This is a genomic window from Bacteroidota bacterium, from assembly GCA_018266835.1.
In the GTDB taxonomy this organism is placed as follows: Bacteria; Bacteroidota; Ignavibacteria; order Tepidaquicellales; family Tepidaquicellaceae; genus JAFDZO01.
This window is the reverse complement of sequence record JAFDZP010000002.1, coordinates 338,591-364,055: the sequence shown is the minus strand read 5'-3', so window position 1 is coordinate 364,055 and position 25,465 is coordinate 338,591. Positions and strand designations below refer to the sequence as shown.

The following is a 25,465-nucleotide window of genomic DNA, read 5'->3' as shown; positions in this document are numbered from 1 at the left end:
TTATATAAAATTTATTAAGCAGATTTTTGATTGAATGCAATTCTCGGATCAACTATTGAATATAAAATATCTACAAGCAATATTCCGATAACTGTAAGGAACGAAACTAAAAATAACTCAGCCATAATGATAGGGTAGTCTCTGTCAAAAATTGCCTGTGTTGCAAGCTGGCCAACACCGGGAATTGAGAAAATTGTTTCAATAATAAAACTTCCGCCGACCATTGCAGGTAAAAGTCCGCCAAGTAAAGTAAGAATCGGAATCAATGAATTTCTTAATGCGTGCTTAAGTATAACTTTTCTTTCAGATAAACCTTTTGCGCGGGCTGTTCTTATATAATCCTGTCTTATAACTTCAAGCATTGAGCTTCTCATCTGTCGTGAAATAAATGCAAAGCTTCCTATTGAAAGCACAATAATTGGAAGCACAAAGTGCATCGCAACATCCCATAATTTTGCTATTCCCGATAGCTGGTCATAGTTGTTTGAAGTCATTCCTGAAGTCGGGAAGATTTTTATGTACTCAACGTTACAGAGAAAAACAATTGCAAGTGTCCCCAGCCAGAAATTTGGCAGTGAGTATAAGATAAACATCAGTATTGTTGTTACCCTGTCTCCCAATGAATACTGCTTTGTGGCGCTGTATATACCTATAGGAACTGCAATTAAATATATAAGGAAGAATGAAACAATGTTCATTCCTAATGTAATCGGAATTCTCTCTACAATTTTTTCTATAACAGGTCTGTTATCCTTAAATGAATTTCCGAAATCGCCCTGAAGCATATTACCCATCCAGATGAAATACTGCTGATAAAGCGGTTTATCAAGACCGAACTTCTGCCTGTAATATTTTTTTGTTGTTTCGTTAATCTGGTTTTTTGCATCGGACTTCTGAGTTTCTCCTGTATTACCCATTTTCATTTCAGTCGGATCTCCGGGTGCAAGACGGCAGACACAAAATGTAATAATCGTAATAATTATAAGGGTGGGAATAAAAAGAAGAATTCTTTTTATGACGTATTGTGTCATTAGAAGATTATTTTAATGATAAAAATTGTTTTCTGCTGAAGGTTACTTATAATCCACAAATATAAAGCAAAAAGATAACAGATTCTAATACCAAATTTGAATTCTGATATTTTTTTGCAGGTCTAAAAAAGTAACCCCATCCTTGTCAGAACGGGGTTAGATTCTTTTAGTGAGCCGTCCCAAACAGGGGTTTGGGACGGAGACGAATCTGAAATAAAATCAAATATTATATTATTTAAATTTCTATGTCCCAAACCCCTGTTTGGGACATAATGAAAATACTTAACAAACTCCTACTGATATCTTTGCTTAGCTGTCGGAGTCCACCATTCATTTACCAGACCTGATGCAGGATATGCATACCATCTGGTGTTTCTGAATCTATCGCTATAGAAATATCTGGATGTCTCAGTCCACATAAATGTAACAGGCTGGTCATCATAAATAATCTGCTGCCATTTATCAAGTAATTCTTTACGTTTTGTTTCATCGAATGTAATTCTGTTCTCTTCGAGAATCTTATCTGCTTCAGGATTCTTATAGCTGATGTAATTGCTTCCTTCACCTTCTGCCTGTGATGAGTGCCAGATCTGATAAGGATCTTCCGGTGTCACAGATAATTGCCAAGCCCCGTAACCTGCATCGTATTCATGTTTCTTTTGTTTATCCAAAAATACCGACCACTCATATTCCTGTAAGTCTGCCTGAATTCCGATTTGTTTCAACCCTTCAATTACAATAAGCATTACTTTCTTTCTCTTAGGATTGTTGTTGTTCATGAATGTGAACTTGAAATCCATTTTCTTTCCATCGACAATTTTGTCTCTTATACCGTCGCCGTCAGAATCTTTCCATCCTGCTTCATCAAGAAGCTGTTTCGATTTTTCCAAATTATAATCAATATGAGGAAGCTTATCGTTTACATACTTACTCTTGTAAAATACAGGTGATTCAATCGGCACTGCAGCGCTGAACAAAATTTTATCTATAATATCCTGTCTGTTGATTGCATAGGTTAATGCCCATCTCACTTTTTTATCTTTGAACAATGGCTTTGCATTATTCCATGCGATGAAAACATAAGTTGGTTCAAGAACAATTGCTTTCTTAAGATTGAACTGCTCAGGGTTTGTTACGTTCTGATAGAAGTCAGCAGGATTAATTGCAAACATATAATCAACTTCTTTATTCTTTGCAGCAACGATAGCTGCATTCTGATCCTGAATAACTTTGTAAACTACTTTATTGGGATAGTTAGGTACATTTGCTTTATTCCAGTAGTTTTCATTTCTTGTGAGAGTGATTGATTGCCCTGTTTTCCAGCTCTCAAATTTATAAGGACCTGTACCTACCACATATTTTGCAGTTCTTGCAACATCCTGTGAGTTCATGAAATCAGCAAATTTGCCCATATCAGGATATTTTTTAGGGTCAGGATTTGCTGCAGCTTCTGCAATCATTTCCCAGGTAAATTTATCAGTTACGTTTTGCGGGTCTAAAATTTTCTTAGGAGTAATTTTTGTTTCACCTAAAGTGTAAATCGTTTTAAAGTAAGGTTTAGACATATTAATCTTTACTTTGTATTTGTTTCCATCAACAAGCTCTGCGCTTTTTACATCATCAAAATAATTTCTTAATGCCTGCGCATCAACAAAAGGAATCTTTATGCTCTTAATTGTAAAAATTACATCTTCACCTGTTAAAGGAGTGCCGTCGGAAAAAGTAACATTTTCTTTTAATGTGAAAGTATACGACATATGGTCATCGGATATTACAGGAAGTTCTTTTGCGATTAACGGCTCTATCTGATAAGTTTCTCTGTTCACAATTAATAAACCGTCATAAATTAAGTCATCTATTTCTGCTGCAGTTGCGTCGTTAGTAACAGTCGGCATAAGTTTTTCGGCATCTGCCATTTCATGCTTTACAACCCAGTCACCGTTTACCGCATCCTTCGTATCAGGCGGGTCAAGCGGTGTTATCAGCTTAATAGTGTTTTTATTTTCAACTGTTTCTGTTTTCTTTCTTCCGCAGGAAGTGAGGGTTATTGCTCCCAGAAGAGCAAGAACAATTAAGAAATTTATTTTTCTCATTTTTCTTTTTGATTAACTAAAACTATTAATGAATATTTATTTTTATCGAGAGAATACTTACTACTGATTACTCAAAATCGTGCTCGAAGTATTCTATACTTCTATCCAAGCCGTTTTTATTTCTTTTGAATGAATTACTTTGTATCTGCGCTTCAAGACTCTCCTGAAACTTGACTGCTGCATTATATCCGTAATGTTTGCAGAGATAATTCAAAGCAATTACTTCCGCAATTACCGTGATGTTCTTCCCCGGAAAAATCGGAAGATTTACATGCTCTACATCTATTCCGAGCAGTGAAATATTTTTTGAATCAAGTCCCGTTCTTTCATACGCCTTATTCTTATCCCAGTCCTCAAGCTCTACTATAACCTCAACTCTTTTCTGATATCTTATTGCGCGGATTCCGAATATGCTGCGGACGTCTATTATTCCAAGTCCGCGGATTTCCATAAAATTTTTTGTGAGCGATGTTCCTGCTCCCATTAAAACAGATTCTCCTTTTTTAAGCACCATTACAATATCATCGGCAACAAGTCTGTGCCCTCGCTCAACTAAGTCCAGAGCAATTTCTGATTTTCCTATTCCTGATTTACCATAGAACAACAACCCTACTCCATAAACATCAATGAACGAACCGTGTATAGCTGCCTGAACTGCGAACTGGTCGTCAAGAAAATCTGCTATGAAATATGCGAATCTTGTTGTAGGGTATGGGGTACAAAAAAGGGGAGTGTTGCTCTGCTCTGCTAAAAATTTTATTTCAGGTATTGCGTGATTATCATTGGTAATAATTACGCATGGAATATTGAATGAAAAAAATTGTGTGAGTGTCTCGATTCTTTTTTCGGGAGTTAACTGATTTAAATATTTCATTTCAGTGTTGCCGAAAATCTGCACTCTGTCATTGGTAAATAAGTCCACATAGCCTGCAAGCGCAAGACCGGGACGGTGAATATCTTTATCGGTAATTATTTTTTCCGGCAGAATTGCTCCGGGAGAAAGTTTTTCAAGCTTAAATCTTTCCTTACATTGCTCATAAAAGAATTCTACTGTTATAGACTCCTTCTTTATTTCTCTTATATCTTTGAATTTATGCATAAATGCATCCGGGATTATTCAATTAAAAAACTTAAAGCTTAATTAAAAAATTCTGTAGTAAAAACATAAGGCGGAGTTCATCCGCCTTAATAATATTTGAAATTAAATTTATGCTTCTTCTTCTTCTAATTCGGCATACTTAAGAGACTCTTTTTTGCCGTTTTTTTTTCTGTCAAAATATTTGAACAGCTGTGAATCTATTCTCTCAACTGCTTTATCTGCGGATTTTAGGAAGTCTTCTGATGACTCCTTTGCTATCAATATTTTATTTTTAATCTTCACATTTATTTCACATGTTTTAATGCTGTTAACAGACCTTTCAAAATATAAAATAACGTCAGCATGAATAATCGGGTGACTATTTCTGTCTAACGTTTCTACTTTGTCTTTAATTTGGTTTTGGAGAGTTTCGTGGAGTTTGAAGTGTCTGGAAGTGAAGTTTACTTTCATTTTTGTCCGATTTTATTTGTTAGAAATTAACTATTCTCACTGTGAATATGCAAAAGAATGTTTAGAAAAACAATTTATTTTGGCATATTTTTCACATAATTTATAACGAAATTTTCGGTTTTAAGTTCAGAATTTTAACATTTTAATCAAATTAAACACTCTTTAATTAAACGCAAAGAACGCAAAGATTTACGCAAAAGTCGCAAAGCAGAGTTTAAAATTTGTAGAATATTTTATAAAGCGATTTGTTAATTATCTATCTTCTTTGCTGTCTTTGCGAATAACTTTGCGCTCTTTGCGTTTAAAAAAAAGACCGCTCTGTTGTTAATTAATACAGCTTTTTGCTCATCACCACACTCCTATAATTAGTCACATCCCATTGGTGATGCTGAATAAATCTGTATCCTTTCTTTTCATAATGTTTTATAAGATGCAGTGCTTTCTCCGAAGTATCCAGAGCAAGCTCAGTCTTGTCTTTTGATTTTGCATATTCTTCCATAAATTCCATCATCTTTCCACCGATTCCTTTGCACTGATATTCAGGATGAACTGCAAATTTTCCGAAGTATGCAACGAACTCGTTCAGGTACCATTCAGGAGTATCTTTTTCTTTCATGAATGGGGAGTTATAATACATCACAGTCGCTATTATCCTGCCGTCTTCATTTTTTATAATAAAGCACTCACCGTTCTTTAAAAAATTTCTTGTGTATTCTGCAGTCTGATACGTAGCAACAAAGTTCAGCCCCATATCTGCAAGTACTTTGTAAGCATCATGCAGCAATGAGGTAAGCTCTTCAACAGAATCGTTATCTGAAAATCTTATTATATCCACTTATTATAAATTCTAATCGAGTTTTTTATTGAAGCGGAGTGAACTTAACGCAAGTATGACAACTCCTATTCCGAAAAGAATCAATAAGTCCTGCCATAAATCCATCAATGTATTTCCCTTCAAAACAATTCCGCGAATCATTATGATGTAATATTTTAACGGTATTGCATAGGTAATGTACTGTACAATCTTCGGCATGTTTTCTATAGGGAAAATAAATCCCGAGAAGAAAAGCATTGGCAGCAAAACACCGAATGCAGAAGTCATCATTGCCTGCTGCTGAGTTTTGGAAATTGTGGATACAAAAAGTCCGAGTCCCAATGTTGAGAGCATATAAACAAATGTACATAAAAATAAAAAAGCTATGCTGCCCTTCACTTCAATGCCGAACCAGAACCTCATAACAGTAAGCACAATTGTGCACGATACAAATCCTATTATTATAAACGGAATAAATTTGCCGAGTATCATCTGATAGGGTTTTACAGGAGTGACAATCAATTGCTCGAGCGTACCAACCTCACGCTCCTTAACAATTGCAAGTGATGTTAAGCTTGTTGTAACGATTAAAATTATAAGTCCTACAATTCCGGGCAGCATGTAAGTGCGTGTTGTGAGGTTGGGGTTATACCATATTCTTACTTCGGGAGTGATTGTTCCTATGATAGTAGTTTTTCTTCCTGTTCGTTCCGCGCGCTCAAGTAATAAATCCTGTGAATATCCCGATACAATTCCCGCAGCATATCCCGCAGCTATTGCTGCTTTGTTTCCGTCTGAGCCGTCGAAGATTAACTGCACGTTTGCAGTCCGGTTTGAATTAATTTTCTTTTCGTATTCTGTAGGTATAACTATGGCAGTTAAGACTTTTCCTTTATCGAGTAAGTCAGTGAGCTCATCATAACTTGATACATAATAATCCATATTGAAGTAACCCGATTTTTCAAAGAGCTGAATGAAATCACGACTTGCCTCTGATTTATCCCTGTCAAGTACGGCTGTATGAACTATATTTAAATCAAAGTTAGCGGCGTAGCCGAGCATAATTAACTGCAGTACTGGTAAGACTAACACAACTGCAAACATCTTCGGATCACGCCTGAACTGTATTAATTCCTTCTTTATGAATTGAATCAGCAACTGCATTACACAGTCCTCCTTTGTCTCGCAGTGCGAATCATAGCAATTGTTAAGAAAGCTAAAGCAAAAATCGTCAGGTAAATATATTGCTGCCAAAATGTTTCTATGCCTGTGCCTTTAATAACTACTGAACGGAGTATTACAAGGAAAAATTTAGCAGGGGAGAGATTTGTAATAATCTGAATCGGTGCCGGCATGCTTTCAATAGGGAAAATAAATCCCGATAAAATATTTGTAGGCAGCTGGGATATTAATGTGCTGAGCTGAAATGCGACTTGCATTGAGTCAGCAATAGTAGAAACAAAAATTCCCATACTCAGGCAAGCAATAAGATATAATAACGTCCCTATGAACATGTACAAGATGCTTCCCTTTATCTGAACTCCGAATAAAATTGCGCCGAGTATTAGAACTAAAATTGAAATAAGTATAGCCAACAAAATGTACGGAATAATTTTCCCGAGAATTAACTCCAACGGAGAAACGGGGGAGACATTAATCTGCTCTATTGTTCCCTGTTCTTTCTCGCGGACAATCGATACAGCAGTGAGTGTAACGCAGATGACAATAAGAATTGTTGCAATAAGACCCGGGATTAGGAACTCAGTCGTTTTCAGATCGGGATTGTACCAGAAAACGCCTGATATATTCACAGGCATTGTAATTTTACCGCCTGCCTTTGCAAAAATATCTGCTGAAATTTTTTGTGAGAACCCCAGCGTTGCTGCATTGACGTAGTTCATTATAATTGTAGCAGTGTTGCCGTTAACACCGTCAACTAAGAACTGAACGTTTGTCTTTTCTTTAGAATAAAACTTTTGAGAGAAATCAGCTGGGATTGTAAGCACGCACTGAACACTTTTATCAACGAGTGATTGATTTACTTCATCGGGAGCGCTGATGTATTTTACTATATCAAAATATTCTGAAGAGTTAAATGTTTTAATGAACTCTCTTGAAAACTCTGATTTTTCTAAATCATACACTCCAATTTTAATATGAGTAACATCGAAGTTCAGAGCATATCCGAATAAAATAAGCATGAATACAGGGTAGAAAAAAATGAGAATCAGCGAACGCTTATCGCGGACGATTTGTCTGAACTCTTTTTTCACTATGGCAAATATTCTTGTAAACATTAATTTTTCTTTTCAAGCAAAGTTATAAAAACATCTTCAAGCGTAGGTGAAATCTTATCGGTTCTTTTTTCTTTTATATTATTCTCGGCAAGTAATTTTTTGATAAATTCTTTTGCTTCATCTTCACTTGTTTTTTCATTCAGCTTTACGTGAATGTAGTTACCAAAAATTGTAGTACTGTCAAAAAAATCAGAATCTTCCAGTAATGTTAATGCATCAATGGTTCTATCGCATTCGATTTCTAAAATTATTGTTGTTATGTATTTTTCTTTTAATTCTTTTGGGCTTCCGCCTGCGATTATTTTTCCCGCATCTATTAATAAAATCCTGTTGCAGAACTCCGCTTCATCTAAATAATGAGTCGTTACAAATACTGTTGTGCCTTCTGCGGATAAATCATTGATGAGATTCCAGAAATTTCTGCGCTCGATTGGGTCAACTCCGCCTGTCGGTTCATCAAGAAAGACAATAGTAGGGGAGTGAATTACTGCCGTTCCTAATGCAAGTCTTTGTTTTATTCCAGTAGGAAGCGAGCCCGTTAGTAATTTTTCTTTGCCTTCAAGGTTCGCAATTTTTAGCACCCATTTTTTTCTTTTCAGTAAGTCTTCGCCTTCGAGACCGTAAACGCCGCCGAAGAAATTTATATTTTCTTCAATGGTCAAGTCGTTATATAAAGAAAATTTCTGAGACATATATCCGATATTTCTTTTTACAGATTCGGATTGTGTCATTATAGAAAATCCGCCAACTGTTGCATCTCCTGAAGTCGGTTCAAGTATTCCGCACAACATTTTTATTGTAGTAGATTTTCCTGCCCCGTTCGCTCCCAGAAATCCGAATATCTCACTTTTGTGGACATCAAATGAGACACTATCAACCGATGTAAAATTGCCAAACTTCTTTGTCAGATTTTTTACTTCGATTGAGTTACCGTTGTTATTTGAATTAGTGATGCTCATTTTTGCTCACCTCTTCTTCCTGATGCTGTTTCTTTAGTAAATGAATGAAAACATTTTCCAGTGATGCGGGAATGATTCTCTTATCGGAAACTTCGATTCCGTTTTTATTAAGTATGGATTCTATCAAAGGAAAATCTTTTTCAAAATTATCTGCAACAACGTTTAATCTGTCGCCAAAAGTCTGAATTTCAAAATTTGTGTTTTCTCTTAAAACTTTATCAGATTTTCTTATATCCGAGCAGACTATTTCAATTACAATTTTATTCAGACCTTCTCTTATGTGTGCAGGGGTATCTAATCTCAAAATCTTTGAATTATCAAATAAAGCTATACGATTGAAGCGTTCAGCTTCATCTAAGTACGGAGTGGAAATTATAATTGTAATTTCTTCTTTGATTAAGTCGGAAAGGATTTTCCAGAAGTCACGGCGTGAAACAGGGTCAACTCCCGTAGTCGGTTCATCAAGGAAAATTATTTTCGGTTTGTGAATGAGTGTACAGGCAAGGGCAAGTTTCTGCTTCATACCGCCGGAAAGTTTCCCTGCAAAAAATTTTCTGAAGTCAGTGAGTCTTGTAAATTTTAATAACTCATCCCGTCTCTCTTTATAGTTCTTTACTCCATGAATATCTGCAAAAAATTCTATGTTTTCGTCAACGCTAAGGTCGGTATATAAACTAAACTTCTGAGATAAGTATCCGATATTATTTTTTATCTTCATCTTATCTTTTCGTAAGTCATAGCCCATTATATCGGCAGTGCCTTCGGTTGGATTTATAAGTCCGCAGAGCAAACGGATTGTCGTTGTCTTTCCTGCGCCATCGGGACCCACGAAGCCGAACATTTCATTTTTATAAATGCTGAAAGAAATGTCATCTATTCCGGTAACATCTCCGTAAACTTTTTTTAGATTCGATATTTTAATTATTTCTTCCAAAGAATCATTTCACGAATAGTTTTGCATCGGCGGGCATTCCCGGCTTTAAATCAAATTGAGGATTTGGAATTTCAAGCTTTACTCCGAACACTAACTTCGTTCTTTCATCTTTAGTTTGAATATTTTTCGGAGTGAACTCTGCTTCCGGTGAAATAAAAATAACTTTGCCTTTATAAACTTTATCTTTGTATGAGTCAACTGTAATGTCAGCAGTTTCGTTAAGCTTAACTTTTCCAAGCTCAGTTTCAGAGACGTAAATCATTAGATTAACGGTTTCTAAGTCTGAGATTTTCAAAAGTGATGACTGCGGATTTACAATCTCACCCTGCTCAACATATTTTTTTGAAATTATTCCGTTTACGGGAGCGTAAACACTGCAGTCACTTATATTCTGCTTAAGCAAATCATAGGCTGAAATTGCCTTGTTGAGATTCGCTCTGGCAGATTCAATATCTTCCGGTCTTGTAATATTTTTTATTCTTGTAAGATTATCTTTTGCGGATTGTAACTGCGCTGCCGCTAAATCATATCTGGAAAGCACATTATCATATTGCTGCTTTGTGATTGAATTTTCTTTGTATAAATTTTCTGTTCTGTCGCGCTCAATTTTTGCCGCTTCAAGATTTATTCTTGCCTGCTCGACTAAATCACTCTGTATTTTAATATCATTCTTTGTTGCGCCGTTCTTTACAAGGTTGAACTGCGCCTGAGCTAAATCAACCCCTGCCTGTGCCTGACGTAGTTGTATATCGAGTAAATCGTGGTCGATTGCAATAAGCAAATCTCCTTGTTTTACTCTGTCGCCTTCTTTGAAGTTAAGCGAGCTTATCTGTCCTGCGACTTTGGAACTGATGGTAACATTTACGCTTTCAATTGTGCCTGTTGATGTAATAGTATCGGTATCTTCTTTTTTGGAGCATCCGTATAGGAATACAAACAGTAGTAGGGCAATATTAATGTATCTCATAATTGTGGTTTGAAAAATTCCTGTAAACTTTTTTTCCTTTAGTTGTTAGAATACCATTGAGAAGAATATCGAATGTGCTGTCGATGGCTTCTTTATAGGAAAAATTATGTGTGGTTAAAAAATAAGGATTTATGATTGAGCGGACTGAGGTAATAAAAATTTCAATTATTATAGACGGAGGAAACTCTGCAACCAATTCTTCCTTCTGTCCCTGAAGAATAATTTTTGATAAGAAGGTGTACATTTTTTCTTTTCTGAAGTTATCCATTTTTTCCCAAAGCTCAGGCGAGTGAATTTTTAAGTCGTTCATCCAGTAAGGAGAGATTGTGCTGAGCGTTTTGCCCATGAAATTCAGGAGTGAAATAAATTTTAATACGGAATTCTCCTCGAAGTTTACTATCTTACCGATTCTCTCCTGAGTCTTATTTAGAAAGTTATGTATTACTTCATGAAGCAGAACTTCCTTAGAGCGGAAGTGTTTATAGATGGTATTTTTGCTAATCATCAGACCGGAAGCAATTTCGTTAATCGTTATCTTATTAAATCCTTCTTTGAAAAAAATATTCTGTGAGTAGAATAATATCTTATCTTTTTCCGAAATACTTAATTTATCGCTGGAAACTAAATTGGTCTTCATAGTTTCCAATTTAATAAAACTAATTTTTTATATCAAGATTAAATGTTATACAAATTCTGAGTTGATTTTAAATAGAAAGCTGTATAATTTACATTACTTCAAAAATTACAATACCTACATAAGATATTTATACAATTCCAATAAACAAACACCAACCCCATAACAGACATTCTACTTTTTTAATCTGTTTTATTCCGTTAATCACAATTAAAAAATGAAAATCGTCTGGCTATTTTTGTTTCTTATTCTATCCTCAGGTATTTCTTATTCACAAAATTACACTCCTGCCTATTACGATTTCTTCCGTGAACTATATATTGACCGGCAGCCAAGCGCCAAGGCTCAGTCTATGGGAGGTGGATTGGTAGCAAATACAAACAACGACTTCGGTTCTTATTACAATCCCGCCCTTACAAGCCTGAGTCAGGGACTTACTTTCAATACATCTTTTTCCGGAGATTACAAAGATTATGAGAATTCAAAGTTCAATTATTACGGAGCATCATACAATTTTAGAAATGTAGGAACCTTCGGCTTAAGCAGATATTCCTATTACAATGTCAACACATTTACATCACTTATTTATAATGGTTCGGAATACGTCGAACAAAAATATGTGATTGAAAATCGTAATTTCATATATACTTTGAATTACTCAAGGGAAATGCTGAAAAATTTTTATGCGGGTGTAAATTTAAATATTGTTTATTCTTCCTATATAGATAAAAACAGTGTTCCGATTGATATTGGTCTCCTGTTCAAATTTCCCGTAATCAGTTCATCTCAAAAATTTTCTAATTTATTTCAGATGGGTGCTGCTTATTATAACATAAACAAGGCTCAATACACGACAGGAGGTGGAATTGACCCCGAGTATTTTGTTTTGCCGTCCATAGTAAGTGGGGAGGAAGTTATAATTTATCTGTTTCGGGTAATCCGCTAATTAATAAAGGCAAGCTGCTGAATTTTTTGGCGCATTTAGAATTTGAAGCTGTCACAAATTCAAACAGATATGTTGTTATAAAACTTGGAAGCGAGACTATATTGTTTGATCTTCTTGCAGTAAGGCTCGGTTATTATGTAGGAAACACCTATGTATATAAACTTGCATCTGATTTTACTCCCTTTACTTACGGATTCGGATTGAAAATTCCTTTGGATAAAATATTTAGGACTAAATTTCCTCTTTCAGTATCCGCTGATTACGTCCATTTAAATCAGCAGCCTGAATGGGATTATTACTGGCATGAATATTTTTATAAATACGATTATTACAAAACATTCAGCATAAACTTAAACTGGTCTCCAAGTTTTTAATTTAAAAATAAATTTACCCATGAAAACACTGGCTATTTTCTTTATGATTTTATCGGGCAGTGCTTTATTCGCTCAGTCCTCAGATTATCACTGGTTTCTTGAAGAGCTTTATTTCGGCCGGCAGCCGAGTCCGAAATCTGCATCGATGGGAGGAGGATTTTCAGCATACACTGAAAATGAATTCGGCTCATATTATAATCCGGCATTAACATCACTTGATAAAGGACTTACCATCAATACTTCATTTTCTCAGGGATATCCCGGATACAAAGGTACATCTTACAATTTTTTGAATGCATCTTACAATTTTAAAAAAGTGGGGACTTTTTCAGTCAGCAGCTACAATGTGAATTATAAGATCGTTGAACGCTCATGGATACCTGAAGATCAGAATGAATATCTTTACAAGAATAACCATACAATCTATACTTTCAATTATTCGAGAGATATATCAAAAGATTTCATTGCGGGAATAAATATAAACAGCGTTCAGCCGCATTATTTTAACCCGTACAATTCAAAACAGTATTTAGAAAGTCTAAATAAAAGTTTGTATTCACTTGATGCAGGAATATTGATAAAAATACCTGTCTCAAAAATTAATGCCGATGTTTTTCAGGGAGTTCAAATAGGCGGTGCTTTTTATAATATCACAAATTCCAAAGCTTATACTCCTGCAGAAAGTTATTATGAGCCTGCGTACTATTTTCCTTTGCCGCAGATTTTTCGCTTAGGTTTCAGTTACAATATTAATATCAGGAAAAATAAATTAATCTCCAATCTCAGCCTTATGAATTTACTTGTTCATCTGGAAAATGAATCAGTGGTAAATTCAAACAGGAATAATGAACAAAAGATAGGAATAGAAGGAACACTAATAGATTTGATTTCTGTAAGGGCAGGGTATTCTTCAATGGATAAAGATAATATAAACTACGGTATAGGTCTTAATCTTCCAATAAGCTTATTGTTGGAAAAGAAATCGCCTGTAGATATATCGATAAACTATGCAAGCTTAAAGCCTGTTCCGACGGATAATTATATTGAATATCCTGAAGACGTTACAAAGTATCAGATGCTTAGCTTTAAATTAAACTGGACACCGGGATTTTAAAAAATGCAATCAAAAAAATTAATTCTTCTAATGAAAAAACTCTGCATTTTATTTTTAATAATAGTCTCAAATTTATGTTACTCTCAGGACATTACAATAGATGATAATCTTTATAAAGGAATACTCGATGATTTGTTTATCAATCATCAGCCGAGCGCTAAGGGAGAATCGATGGGAAGGGGACTTGTAGCAAACTCAGATGGCCATTTTGGTTCTTATTACAATCCAGCCTTGACAAGTCTGAACAAAGGATTTAATGCAGATTATTCCTATTCGCAATCGGAAAGTGGTAAGCCCAGTATAAATTATTTTGGAGTTTCATACGGAAATGATAAGATTGGAAACTTTGGAGTGAGTGCATACATATTCAGTAAGGCACGTGAAGATAATCTGGGTTTTAAAGCGCAACTCAAAGGCAGTTATTACGATGCAGTATATACCGTAAATTATTCCAGGGAAATAGTCAAAGATTTTTATGCAGGAATCAATCTGGGTATATTTCACTATTACAATTATTATCATTGGAGTACTGCTAACGGCTATCAAGGAAATTTTTTTATTGCTGATGGAGTTACTTTGGATTTAGGAGTATTAAAAAAATTTGAAATTGAATCAGAAGATAACAAACAGATATTTGAGGCTGGCGCGTCAATTTCCAATTTTACAAATTCAAAAGTAGGAGATACATATCTCACACCTTTACCGGTAACACTCAGATTAGGCGCAAGTCACCAGCTTAAAATTGAAAAGGGAGAACGTCAAGCTGTTCCTTATCCGCTTGGGTTTTTTACCCATATACAATTTGATAAAGTAATCAATTCAGACTATTTCGGAACGTTCAGATTTGGTGAAGAGATGTCACTATGGGATATCTTATTTGTGAGAGGCGGATATTTTTATTCTAAAATCCATGACGGATTTGAAAGAGATGAATCTGTAATTACTTTTGGATTAGGTCTTAACATACCAATCAATAAACTATTGCTAACAAAAAACACTATGGAATTAAAAGTAGATTATATGAAAAATGACCTGAACGAATATTCAAGATACACATATAATGATTACGGCAAATATGCAATACTTTCTGTTAGTTTAAATTATATACCGTAAATTATTTATTATTAAAATGAAAACACTCTGTTTATTATCCCTCATTTTATTTTCTTCATTAGCTTACTCTCAGTCTGATTCCGATATTCCAAAATACAATGGAGCAATGGACGAACTTTATTTGAACCGTCAGCCAAGCGCTCGCGTGGATGCAATGGGAAAAGCATCAGCTGTATCCATGACGGGAGATTTCGGTTCATACTATAATCCCGCGCTCACATCTATGAGTAAAGGCATTACTGCCAACGCCTCTTTTTCATCCCCTTATTATTTTGATGAGACAATAAAGCTCAACTATCTTGAGCTGGGATATTCGGATAAAAAAATCGGAAGCATTTCGTTCAGCAGATATTTTTTGAATGTTGGAGAATACAATTACAAAGATCGCCGCTTCTATAGTTATACAAGGCCGGCTACTTACAACTCAATTTACAGATTAAATTATTCAAGGGAGATAGTTAAGAATTTTTATGCAGGTGTAAACTTCGGAGCATCTCATATGGGATTTGATATTATTCCTGTTCCTTTCCAGGTAGGTAATGAAAAACCTAAATCTACTGCTGCTGTAGATGCGTTTACTTTAGATTTCGGTTTATTGAAAAAATTTGAATTTGAACCTACAAAAGTTAACAAGAGTCTGCACTCAATAATTATAGGTGCGTCAATTTATAATATAAACAAACCGGCAATTACTAATTACCGCACCAAAGCGGAAACTTATTCCCTCCCGCAAATTTTAAGATTAGGGGCATGCTATAACGTGAAGCTGGGACCAAAGCAATCTTCAAAAGACGCTTACGTTATTCAGTCAACTACTAACATAGAATACGAAAATGTGGTGAATTCTGAATATGATGTTATTTATAAATTTGGAGAGGAATTACTGATTGCAGATTTTTTCAGCATTAGAACCGGATATTTTAATACAAGTGTAAATGATAATCAATATGAATCCGGATATACAAATTCAAAAAACGATGAAACTCAATTTGATTTTTCATTCGGATTGGGATTAAAAATTCCCCTGAGTGAAATGTTTAATATGAAAAACTCTTTAGTTCTGAAATTTGATTTTGCACATTTATCAACTCCGGTTCGTGGTAATGCAAGTCCTGACGGAGAGGCATATACTACATATGCATTTAATCTGAATTACATACCGTAAAAATTACCTATACGTGCTAATAGGGAGTAACATTTTTTTCTTTTAGTATGATCTTAGTATATTGTTTAGCTACGCCAGGGAACTGCAGATGTCCTAGTTGTTTAATATTTCAAATGTTGTTAATTAATATAATACTGAACTGTTATGAGAAAAATCCTTGTGTTAATATTATTATTAGTTTCGGGAATTACTTATTCCCAGTCAGATAAATATGACGGTTATCTTGAAGAGTTATTTCTTGCCCGGCAGCCGAGCGCAAGAGCTGAAGCAATGGGAAGGGGACACGTAGCAGATAATCAGAATGACTTCGGCTCTTTTTATAATCCCGCGCTTTCAGGTCTTTCGGAAGGTCTAAATATTAACACTTCATTTTCAGGGAGGTATTATAATTCACGGCAATCCTTTTTTAATTACTTCGGAGCTACCTATAAATTAAATAAAATAGGAAGCATAGGGTTAAGCAGATACCATTTTGATTTCAATGAAGAATATTCTGTTTCAACAATTTACAAACCTTATATTTACACGTTAAATTTTTCACGTGAAATGGTAAAAGATTTTTATGCGGGAGTTAATATAAATTTGGTTGAAGATAACAATCCCCGTTTCCCTGTGAGAGAATTCAATAACAAGGGGTTAGTTCCTACATTCGATTTTGGAGTGTTGAAAAATTTTGAAATACACGCGGTGCAGAATAAATTTGAATCGCATAAATTCAAATTGGGATTATCTGTAAATAATTTTACAAATTCTAAGTATGTTTATTCAGACCTGGATTTTACCTACAATGTTTATCTTCCTGTAATTTTCCGGATAGGAGGCAGTTATGATTTTATTCAAAAGGGTGACAGACTGAAAAAAAATGGAGAAGAATTTTCTTTTTTAGGATATTTTGAATTTGAAAAAATTCTCAATATAGCAAAATATTATACTTACAAGGCTGGATGTGAATTTTGTATATATGATATTTTATTTTTTAGGATGGGATACGTATCAAGAAATGCCGGATTTACTAATTCAATTCTTTCGTATTATTTATCAAAATTTACACAGTTCACATATGGAGCAGGTGTTAAGATTCCGCTAGATTTAATTTTCAAAATGAAAACTCCTCTATTAATAAAAGTCGATTATGTAAATTTGCGTCAGCCGGGAAGAGACAACGGCGGACTGAATACCGAAGTACCATATCCAAATTTCAATACAATAGGTATAAATCTCAATTGGGTACCTGTGTTCTAATATCTAATTTTTGGAATATGTTTAAAGTGATAGGGGCGTCTCCGAACCGGAGGTTCGGCCGTCGTAAGTTCAAAATTGATTTTATCAATTTTGGACTTACGGTGGGTCCCGATGGAATCGGGACAGACGCCCCCGAATGAAGAAAATGATTTCCCTTATTTTGCAGAAAAATCCGTCAAAAATCCATCAAAAATCCATCAATTGAAAGAAATAATTTGGTAGAATTAAATCTAAAAAAGTTGAGGAACAAAATGCGACAATAATGTGACTATTTTGTAAATTGACCTGACAGGTTTTTAATCCTGTCAGGTCTGCAGATTGAGAAAATGTTACAATAATGTTACAATCCCGCTAAAGACAAGACTGATCGTAGCTCACAATCTTATATTAGCAAATTCTTTCCCTCCTTTTCAAGGAGAGCCTGTCCCGCCAAAAGGCGGGAGGGACTGAGGGGGCGGTATCAAAATATGTATTAAAGAATCTGACTATTTCCCGACTTTTTATAAATTAACCTGACAGGTTTTTAATCCTGTCAGGTCTGCAAATTGAGAAAAATGCTACTATAATGTTACAATCCAGCTAAAGCCGGAACTGAACTTTGATCAGAATGTGACAACAATGTAACTTTATTTTATTCTATTTTAAGGAATTCTTCATTTTTTCAGGAACTTCCCCCTCCTTTTCAAGGAGGGGGATTGAGGGGTGGTTAAGAATGCAACAATAATGCGACAATTTTGTAACAACTGAGTGATCATAAAAATCATATTAATCAGTGTTCAGGAATCCGACTATTTCCCGACTTTTTTATATAGCTTCCCCCTCCTTTTCAAGGAGGGGGATTGAGGGGGCGGTATCAAAAATCTGTGTTAAAGAATGCAACAATAATGCTACAATTAATTTGCACGTAATTGAAATTCTCACTGCAAAAAAACTTTCTCTTCATAACCCTCAGTTTCCTATAATAAATATCACTTGATATTTAAAGAGATTTAAGCCATATTTGTTTAAGGTTAATTAAATAAAGTATATAATATATGGCACGAGCAAAAAAACTAACAGAAAAGCAGGATTTGATCCTTAATTTCATAGAGAAGTTCTCTATTGATAATCCTTTTCCTCCGACACTGAAGGAAATTGCAGAGGAATTTAAAATCACTTTAGGCACAGTTCAGGACCACGTTTTCGCCATTGAGAAAAAAGGCTTTATAAAAAGATACCCTGATGTTGCCCGCGGATTTAAAGTTACGCGTCCCGGCGATAACAAGACTCAGGACATGGCAGATATGATTCCGATTTATGGAAACGTTGCAGCAGGCGAGCCGATATTCGCTCAGGAAAATATTCAGGGATATGTAACCATGGAAAAAAATAAAGCGGGGCATACAATTCACTTCGCTTTAAGAATAAAAGGTGAAAGTATGAAAGATGCCGGAATTTATGACGGAGATATTGTGATTGTTCGTAAGCAGGACGATGCAGATAACGGAGACGTCGTTATTGCCTTACTCGATGACGAAGCAACATGCAAGACTTTGAAGAAAACAAAAATAAAAGCTTATTTAGAGGCAGCTAATCCGAGATACAAAGCAATTATGAACAGACCGTTCAGTATAATCGGAAAAGTAATTGAACTTAGAAGAGGCTTTGTAGCGTAAGCGTATTTTTTTAAAACCCGACTTTTTCCCGACTAAATTAATGATTTCTTTAGTGAGATTTTGTGGTTTAAAGTTTTAGTGGTAAATTTTACAAGCCGACACGAGTAAAAATAAAATCTATATTCTTTTTTGATTTTGAGTAGTCGAAAATATCGGTTAGCTCTTTTTCAGTTAAATATTTTTTAACTTCAGAATCGTTCTTTAACAGTTCAAAGAAACTGATCTTCTCTCTCCAGCATTTCATTGCTACATCCTGTACAATTTTATATGCAGTTTCTCTCTTCATTTTTTTCTCGATAAGTTTTAATAAAACTGTCTGAGAAAAAATTAATCCGTTAGTAAGATTTAAATTCTTTTTAATATTTTCTTTATAAACTACTATATTATCAACAATTTGTTTGAATTGATAAAGCACATAGTCTGTTAGAATTGTTGAGTCCGGTACCACAATCCTTTCCACAGATGAGTGGCTTATATCTCTCTCATGCCAAAGCGCAATGTTCTCCATCGAAGCCAATGCATTACCTCTCAGCACTCTTGCCATCCCTGATAAACGTTCACAAGTAATGGGATTCTTCTTATGCGGCATAGCCGATGAGCCCTTCTGTCCTTTAGAAAATGACTCTTCAAGCTCGAGCGTTTCAGTCTTCTGAAGATGCCTTATTTCAGTCGTAAACTTCTCAACGGATGAGCCAATCAAAGCCAATGTGTTCATGTACTCAGCGTGTCTGTCTCTTTGTAATATCTGAGTTGATATCTTTGTTGTCTTAAGTCCAAGCTTCTTGCAGACGTATGCTTCAACTTTAGGTGAAAGATGTTCATATGTTCCAACTGCTCCCGAGATTTGCCCGACTGAAATGATATCAATAGCTCTCTTCATTCTATCAATGTTCCTGTTCATTTCATCGTACCATAAAGCAAACTTAAGCCCGAGTGTAATAGGCTCTGCATGTACTCCATGCGTTCTTCCAATCTGTGTAAGATACTTATACTTCTTTGCTTTCTTCTTTAAGCTTTCTCGAACATAGATTAAGTCTTTGAGTATAATCTCTCCTGCTTGCTTCATCTGAACAGAGAGGCATGTATCAACAACATCTGAGCTTGTCATTCCCATATGAATAAACCGTGAATCCATCCCTACGTACTCGGCAACATTAGTAAGAAAAGCTATAACATCATGTTTAACTTTCTCCTCTATCTTAAGGACTTTCTGTGTGTTGAACTTTGCTTTTGCTCTTATGTTTTTTACTGCGGATTTCGGAATAATGCCAAGGTTTGCCTGCTCTTCGCATGCAAGTATTTCTATATCAAGCCAGATCTTAAATCTGCTTTCATCAGACCAGATATCACTGACCTGTTTTCGTGAGTAACGCGGAATCATATTGTTTGAGAGATTTTATAAGGCTGAACTCATGGTATGAGAAGCCTATTTAATTTTTATTGTTACAAGAGTAATGTCGTCGTTCTGTTCTGCATGCCCTTTAAATGCCTTCACTTCGTCAATCAGATTCATTTGTATATCCATTGAGGTTTTAGCAGCGTTATCTTTAAGTATTCTTTTAACGTTCGGCAATCCGAATTCCTCTTTGAATTCATTCATCGCTTCCGTTAATCCGTCAGAGTAAAATAAGAAAACATCACCTGAGTTTAACTTCAATTCAGTTTCCTGTAAGTTTGCATCGAATAGCTTTGCATTATCCAAACCAAGTCCGATGCCTTTTGAATTAATTTCTTTCACTTCATTTTCATTAGCAAAAAGTGTTGGGTTGTGTCCTGCTCTGCAGATTTTCACAGTCATTGTTTCCAGGTCAAATAATCCCGCTGCTATTGTTACAAATGATTTTCTGTCAATCTTATTGTAAATCTGTTTATTAACTGACATCAGAATTTCCCTCAGAGATTTAAATACCTTCGTCGAAAACTGAATCATTGCCTGCACTTTAGATAAATTCAATGCTGCAGGAATTCCTTTCCCTGATACGTCAGCAACAATTACAAGCAGTTTTGTATCGTTTATTTTTATCAGGTCATAAAAGTCACCGCCAATTGTTTTAGCAGGACTCGAAGTACCTTCGAGATCCAGTCTCTCCATTTTAATGGCTCTGTCAGGCAGCAGACTTTCCTGAATCTTTCTTGCTACACCGAGCTCTTCATCAATTTTTTGCTTATCAAGTTCTTCTATCTGAAGTCTTGAGCTCTCAAATGAAATTGCAGTCTGAGATGCGATTGTTTTAAGAAGGTCAATATCTTCCTCTGAATATTCTTTACCGGATGGCTTCTTGCTGAAGTTTAATGCTCCGATTAATTTATTCTTTAGATAAATCGGAACAGCCAGATAAATGTTTGCTTTTTTGATTGCTTCTACATCCTGCTCAGTCAGGTTCATTCCATCAATTTCAATTTCAGAGAGTAGTACCGGTTCGGAATTTTCTCTGAAAATTTTAGTCATCAGTTCATCAAGCCAGATATCCTTAAAAGTAATGGTCTTGTTTACTTCTTTTAGTTCGAGTTCTTTTTTAAGAATGTTTAAATATCGGTCATCGTAAATCCATACATTAAGTTTTTCTATTCCCATTATCTGCTTTGCAGAAATACCAAGCTTATCAAGGACCTGTCTTATGCTTTTCATTTTTGGAAGCTCCTGCGAAAACTCAAGGAGTGCCTTTCTGTAGTTATATCTGTCCTTATAAAACTGCTTATCAACAAAATCCTTTGCCCTTTTATTGAAGAAGTCGAATGTAAAAGTGATTACAATTATCGCTGTAAAAGTTATGATTTTTTTATTAGTGCCAATGTATCCGCTTAAAAATGAATCGGCAGTGTAGACTATTCCAAGATAGAATAAAACTATTATTGAAGTCAGAATTCCGAATACCAGACCCTTCTTTATAATAAATTCAGTATCAAGAATTTTATATTTAAAGATTGAATAGCTGAATGACAACGGAATAGCAAGTACAAGTAAGAATGGTAAAAACCATAATGCAGAGACAAGGAAAGCTGCCTTCTTTGCAATGAGTGAATAAATTAAAAGATAAGTAAAACCGGCAACTCCTATGAAAAATCCGGTGATTATTATCTTGAACGATTTCTTTATCGTAGCGTTTTCAGTTTTGGAGTAAGACCTAATCATATAATGCGCGCCTAAAGTCAGGTAAATTGCATTGATAACATTAAAGGAAAGCCAGAAGGAATTGTATTTCAGGTTAAGAATTGTTGCAAAAATTGAAACGAGATAAATAATCCATAGAAATAGTTTTCTTCTGTTGAATTCTATTTTTGTTGGATATGAAATAAAGAAGTGAACAAATAACGGGCTTACAAATGCTCCACCAATAATCTTTAGCAAAAAATATATGTAAATTATGATAGGATTGTATTCACCATACGGGTCAGTTCCGGGGATATATGATAATGAAAATGCAAGAGACATGAAAAAGAAAATCTGTGAAGATGTTTCTCTTGGTTTAGAGTAGCCGACTGCAAATCCGTTAAGTAAAAAACCCAGGCTGAGTAAAAACAATACAATCAGAACTAAGTTAAAAAACTTATATGCCTGAAAAGAGAATTTCAAAATTTCATTTCCTCTTTGAACAGTATAAGTCATTACTTCACCTGTTTCAGCGCTGTTAATTAGTCTCTGCGCTTCTTTCGTATCCTTAAATTTCTTTCCGTTTATTTCAAGCAAGATGTCGCCGTCTTTTATTCCGGCTTTATCTGTTGTTCCCCCGGGCACTACCTGAGTAATCAACAGACCTTCTTTAAGTCTCACCCCATTATTTTCTTCCAGCCACAGACAGTCATCGTTTGTCATTCTGTTAAAAACAGAATTATCCAAAAATGAGTATGAGCACAGGAAGAATACAATCAGTGTTACAAAACTGAAGAAATATCGAAGGTTTTGCTCTGAAAATTTATTTAAGAATTTCATAAGAAATTTATACTCTTAATATACATTATAAAACCAAAAAGGTTACACTAAAATGCTTAAGAAGTTTTGACAACAAGTAATGTAATATCATCGTTTTGTTCGGCACTTCCTCTAAATAATATAATATCGTCTATACATTGTTTAGTAATTTCATTAGCCGGCAGTTCCTTGTTCTTTCCAAGAATTTCGAATAATCTTTTTTGTGAATAAAGTTCTCTTTTTTCATCAAATGCCTCAGTCAGTCCGTCAGTGTAGAATACATATATTTCACCATTTACAATTTTAAGCTCGCTCTCTGTAAGGTTTTCATTAAAGATTTTTTCCTTATCTAATCCAATGCCAATACCGGTATTTGTAATAAAATTGATTGAATCTTTTTTCACTGATATAGAAGGATTATGTCCTGCTCTGCAGATATTCACTTTCTCATTCTTTAAATCAAATATTGCAAGTTCAATTGTAACAAATGATTTCCTGTCCATATCGTCGTAAATCAAATTGTTTACTTCTTTCAAAATTTCAGAAGGAGTAGAATAAATTCCCGATGCATATTGAATCATTGCTTGTATTTTCGCCATGTAAATAGCTGCAGGAATACCCTTTCCTGATACATCGCCTATCACTATTAAATATCTGTCATCTCCCATTTCAATACAGTCATAAAAATCTCCGCCGATTTCTTTTGCAGGAATTGATATCCCGCTTATATCCAAGCCTTCAATTTTTTTATTAAGCTTTGGAAGAAGTCCTGCCTGAATATTTTTTGCAATTGAAAGCTCTTCATCCAATTTTTTCTTCTCCAATTCTTCTCTCAATAACCTTGAGTTCTCAAATGCTACTGCGCAGTGTGAAGAAAGAGTTTCAAGCAAATCTATATCTTCATCAGAATAAGCTTTGCCGGAATCTTTAGGTCCGAAGTTCAAAGCTCCAATAAGATTATCATCGTATACTAAAGGTATTGTAAGAACAATTCCGTTTTCGGCAATAACTTTTTTATCGGTCTCGTCAAGATTCAGTTCCTGTATTTGTGCTGCGTAAAGCAGTTTGGACTTTTTATCCTTATCAAATAATTTCAAATATGTTGTGCTTATATCATCATCTTCATCAATGAATTGTCTGTCCTGCTTGTAATTTGTTTCCTGAAGTAGCTGAAAATAATCAAGATTTTTAATCACAATATCCATTCTTTTCACACCCATCGACCTTTTTACAATACGCGCAAATATTTCAATTATCTGTTTAATGTTTGGCAGATACTGAATTTCAGTAGTAAACTCTAACAGTGACTGTCTGTAATTATATCTTTCGCGGTAAAGTTTTTTATCTACAAATTCCTTTGCTTTTTTATTAACAAAATCAAAAGTGAAAGTAATGATAATAACTACAGTTATTGTTAAAATCTGCTTGTTGGTATTAAAATAAACTGTAACAAAACTATCAATGAGAAATACTATCAGCAGATAAAATCCGACTATGAAAGCCGTTACAATTCCAAATACTAAACTCTTTTTAATTATAAATTCGGTTTCAAGAATTCTGTATTTGAATATTGAATATCCAAGAGAAATTGGTATGGCAAGCACAGCAATTGCGGGAATTCTTAAAATTGTATTGTAAGCGTTATCTGTTCCGTAAATAAATGAGAGCAGAACAAAATAATATATAAAGCCGAAACCTCCTATAATAAATCCATATAAAATTGTTTTTAACGATTGCTTTAGCAGAGGCTCTTTAACTTTTATAAATGACCTTATAAACAATAATAGAGCAGCAATGATATAAATCAGATTTATATATTGTATGAACTGATAAAACAAAGAAGGTAAATCAATGTAGTTATATGCATAATTCAGATTTAATAAAATCTGAAGAATGAAAATGAAAAGATAATTTAATACAAGCAAAGGCTTCCTGAAACGGTACGAATATTCAATAGGGTAACTTGCAATAAAATGCACGAATATAGGAAGGAACAGCAAAGAGAAAAAGAAACAATTATAAAAAAGGAATGAGTTAGTTTTTACATATAGCTGCACTCCGCCGTAAATTAAAAAACCTAAAGAACAGCACATCCCGAGTGAATAGAAGAGCAGGGAAGTCTTCTCCTTTGGAGTTGAGTACCCTACTAAAAACCCTATGACTAAAAAAAGAAGGCCTAAAAGTGAAAAAATATAAAATAAAAGATGGAAGTATTTTCTTACTTTAACATTTATCTTGAACTCCTGGTCGTTTCGTATAATACTATATTCTGCTATTTCGTTTGCTTTTAGACTGTTAAGTATGTACTGGTCTTGAAATATTTCAGTAATTCTCTGACCGTTAATTGCTAAAAGTAAATCTCCCGGTTTAATTCCTGCCTGGTCACATGCCCCGCCTTTTTCAACTTTGTAAAAATAAAACATACCGGCATATTTTCCGTCTTCGACATAGGATTTCACGGAATCATCTATACCCAGAGGATTCACATAAGCTTTTAAGATAATTGCGCCAAACATAATTACAAAATAAGTTGTAATTAATATAAGCGCAGTTCTTACGGTATTTTCAGAAAGCTTACCGGAGAGCATTCAGTTTTTTATAATGAATTGTTGGTAGTTAATACGAAAATTAACTATTTAAGTTGTAAAAAGAACTTCATATTTGGAAG

The 25,465-nt window shown here is 34.6% G+C and carries 21 protein-coding genes; 7 read left to right on the top strand and 14 right to left on the bottom strand.

Features of this window, described 5'->3' with window-relative positions; genetic code table 11:
- Positions 1–14 precede the first annotated feature (14 nt).
- The 11 genes from JST55_03425 to JST55_03375 all read right to left on the bottom strand — a co-directional run bounded on the left by JST55_03425 (position 15) and on the right by JST55_03375 (position 11,281).
- Positions 15–1,031 carry an ABC transporter permease gene (locus JST55_03425; GenBank protein ID MBS1492534.1) on the bottom strand — a complete coding sequence of 339 codons (1,017 nt, stop codon included), beginning with the start codon at positions 1,029–1,031 and terminating at the stop codon, positions 15–17.
- A gap of 293 nt (positions 1,032–1,324) precedes the next feature.
- Positions 1,325–3,124 carry a hypothetical protein gene (locus tag JST55_03420; GenBank protein MBS1492533.1) on the bottom strand — a complete coding sequence of 600 codons (1,800 nt, stop codon included), beginning with the start codon at positions 3,122–3,124 and terminating at the stop codon, positions 1,325–1,327.
- Between the two features lie 67 nt (positions 3,125–3,191).
- The gene (locus tag JST55_03415) at positions 3,192–4,223 is read right to left on the bottom strand and encodes an HPr kinase/phosphorylase (GenBank protein MBS1492532.1); all 1,032 of its coding nucleotides are present in this window, start codon (positions 4,221–4,223) and stop codon (positions 3,192–3,194) included.
- Between the two features lie 108 nt (positions 4,224–4,331).
- Complete coding sequence (gene raiA, locus JST55_03410; protein MBS1492531.1) at positions 4,332–4,673, bottom strand: ribosome-associated translation inhibitor RaiA; 342 nt, start codon at positions 4,671–4,673, stop codon at positions 4,332–4,334.
- 328 nt (positions 4,674–5,001) lie between these two features.
- Positions 5,002–5,508: a GNAT family N-acetyltransferase gene (locus JST55_03405; GenBank protein MBS1492530.1), complete on the bottom strand. Its 507-nt coding sequence runs from the start codon at positions 5,506–5,508 to the stop codon at positions 5,002–5,004.
- Between the two features lie 12 nt (positions 5,509–5,520).
- Positions 5,521–6,651 carry an ABC transporter permease gene (locus JST55_03400; GenBank protein ID MBS1492529.1) on the bottom strand — a complete coding sequence of 377 codons (1,131 nt, stop codon included), beginning with the start codon at positions 6,649–6,651 and terminating at the stop codon, positions 5,521–5,523.
- On the bottom strand, positions 6,651–7,784 hold the full coding sequence (locus JST55_03395; GenBank protein ID MBS1492528.1) for an ABC transporter permease: 1,134 nt from the start codon (positions 7,782–7,784) through the stop codon (positions 6,651–6,653). The genes JST55_03400 and JST55_03395 overlap by 1 nt, the downstream gene beginning before the upstream one ends.
- A complete protein-coding gene (locus tag JST55_03390) occupies positions 7,784–8,743 on the bottom strand; it encodes an ABC transporter ATP-binding protein (protein ID MBS1492527.1) in 960 nt (319 codons plus the stop codon). Before JST55_03390 ends, JST55_03395 begins: the two co-directional genes overlap by 1 nt.
- Positions 8,730–9,677: an ABC transporter ATP-binding protein gene (locus JST55_03385; GenBank protein MBS1492526.1), complete on the bottom strand. Its 948-nt coding sequence runs from the start codon at positions 9,675–9,677 to the stop codon at positions 8,730–8,732. Before JST55_03385 ends, JST55_03390 begins: the two co-directional genes overlap by 14 nt.
- A gap of 4 nt (positions 9,678–9,681) precedes the next feature.
- On the bottom strand, positions 9,682–10,644 hold the full coding sequence (locus JST55_03380; protein MBS1492525.1) for an efflux RND transporter periplasmic adaptor subunit: 963 nt from the start codon (positions 10,642–10,644) through the stop codon (positions 9,682–9,684).
- A complete protein-coding gene (locus tag JST55_03375) occupies positions 10,631–11,281 on the bottom strand; it encodes a TetR/AcrR family transcriptional regulator (protein ID MBS1492524.1) in 651 nt (216 codons plus the stop codon). The genes JST55_03380 and JST55_03375 overlap by 14 nt, the downstream gene beginning before the upstream one ends.
- Before the next feature lie 214 nt (positions 11,282–11,495).
- Here JST55_03375 and JST55_03370 point away from each other — a divergent pair, with 214 nt between their 5' ends.
- From JST55_03370 to lexA, 7 genes are all read left to right on the top strand, one after another.
- Entirely contained in the window at positions 11,496–12,224 is a 729-nt protein-coding gene (locus tag JST55_03370) for a hypothetical protein (protein ID MBS1492523.1), read from the top strand.
- 26 nt (positions 12,225–12,250) lie between these two features.
- Complete coding sequence (locus tag JST55_03365) at positions 12,251–12,598, top strand: hypothetical protein (protein ID MBS1492522.1); 348 nt, start codon at positions 12,251–12,253, stop codon at positions 12,596–12,598.
- A 19-nt stretch (positions 12,599–12,617) separates the two neighbouring features.
- Positions 12,618–13,712 (top strand): hypothetical protein, encoded by a 1,095-nt coding sequence (locus tag JST55_03360; GenBank protein MBS1492521.1) that lies wholly within the window; start codon positions 12,618–12,620, stop codon positions 13,710–13,712.
- A gap of 30 nt (positions 13,713–13,742) precedes the next feature.
- Positions 13,743–14,825: a hypothetical protein gene (locus tag JST55_03355; protein MBS1492520.1), complete on the top strand. Its 1,083-nt coding sequence runs from the start codon at positions 13,743–13,745 to the stop codon at positions 14,823–14,825.
- Positions 14,826–14,841: 16 nt separating this feature from the next.
- Positions 14,842–15,990 (top strand): hypothetical protein, encoded by a 1,149-nt coding sequence (locus JST55_03350; GenBank protein ID MBS1492519.1) that lies wholly within the window; start codon positions 14,842–14,844, stop codon positions 15,988–15,990.
- Positions 15,991–16,134: 144 nt separating this feature from the next.
- Positions 16,135–17,232, top strand: a complete 1,098-nt coding sequence (locus JST55_03345; protein ID MBS1492518.1) for a hypothetical protein — start codon at positions 16,135–16,137, stop codon at positions 17,230–17,232.
- Positions 17,233–18,266: 1,034 nt separating this feature from the next.
- Positions 18,267–18,887, top strand: coding sequence for a transcriptional repressor LexA (gene lexA, locus JST55_03340; protein ID MBS1492517.1), 621 nt, complete (start codon positions 18,267–18,269; stop codon positions 18,885–18,887).
- Positions 18,888–18,975: 88 nt separating this feature from the next.
- Here lexA and JST55_03335 read toward each other — a convergent pair whose 3' ends face one another.
- The 3 genes from JST55_03335 to JST55_03325 are packed head-to-tail and all read right to left on the bottom strand — an operon-like array spanning position 18,976 to position 25,385.
- Positions 18,976–20,268: an adenylosuccinate lyase gene (locus JST55_03335; GenBank protein MBS1492516.1), complete on the bottom strand. Its 1,293-nt coding sequence runs from the start codon at positions 20,266–20,268 to the stop codon at positions 18,976–18,978.
- A 45-nt stretch (positions 20,269–20,313) separates the two neighbouring features.
- Complete coding sequence (locus JST55_03330) at positions 20,314–22,818, bottom strand: SpoIIE family protein phosphatase (protein MBS1492515.1); 2,505 nt, start codon at positions 22,816–22,818, stop codon at positions 20,314–20,316.
- Positions 22,819–22,874: 56 nt separating this feature from the next.
- On the bottom strand, positions 22,875–25,385 hold the full coding sequence (locus tag JST55_03325) for a SpoIIE family protein phosphatase (protein MBS1492514.1): 2,511 nt from the start codon (positions 25,383–25,385) through the stop codon (positions 22,875–22,877).
- Positions 25,386–25,465: the final 80 nt, after the last annotated feature.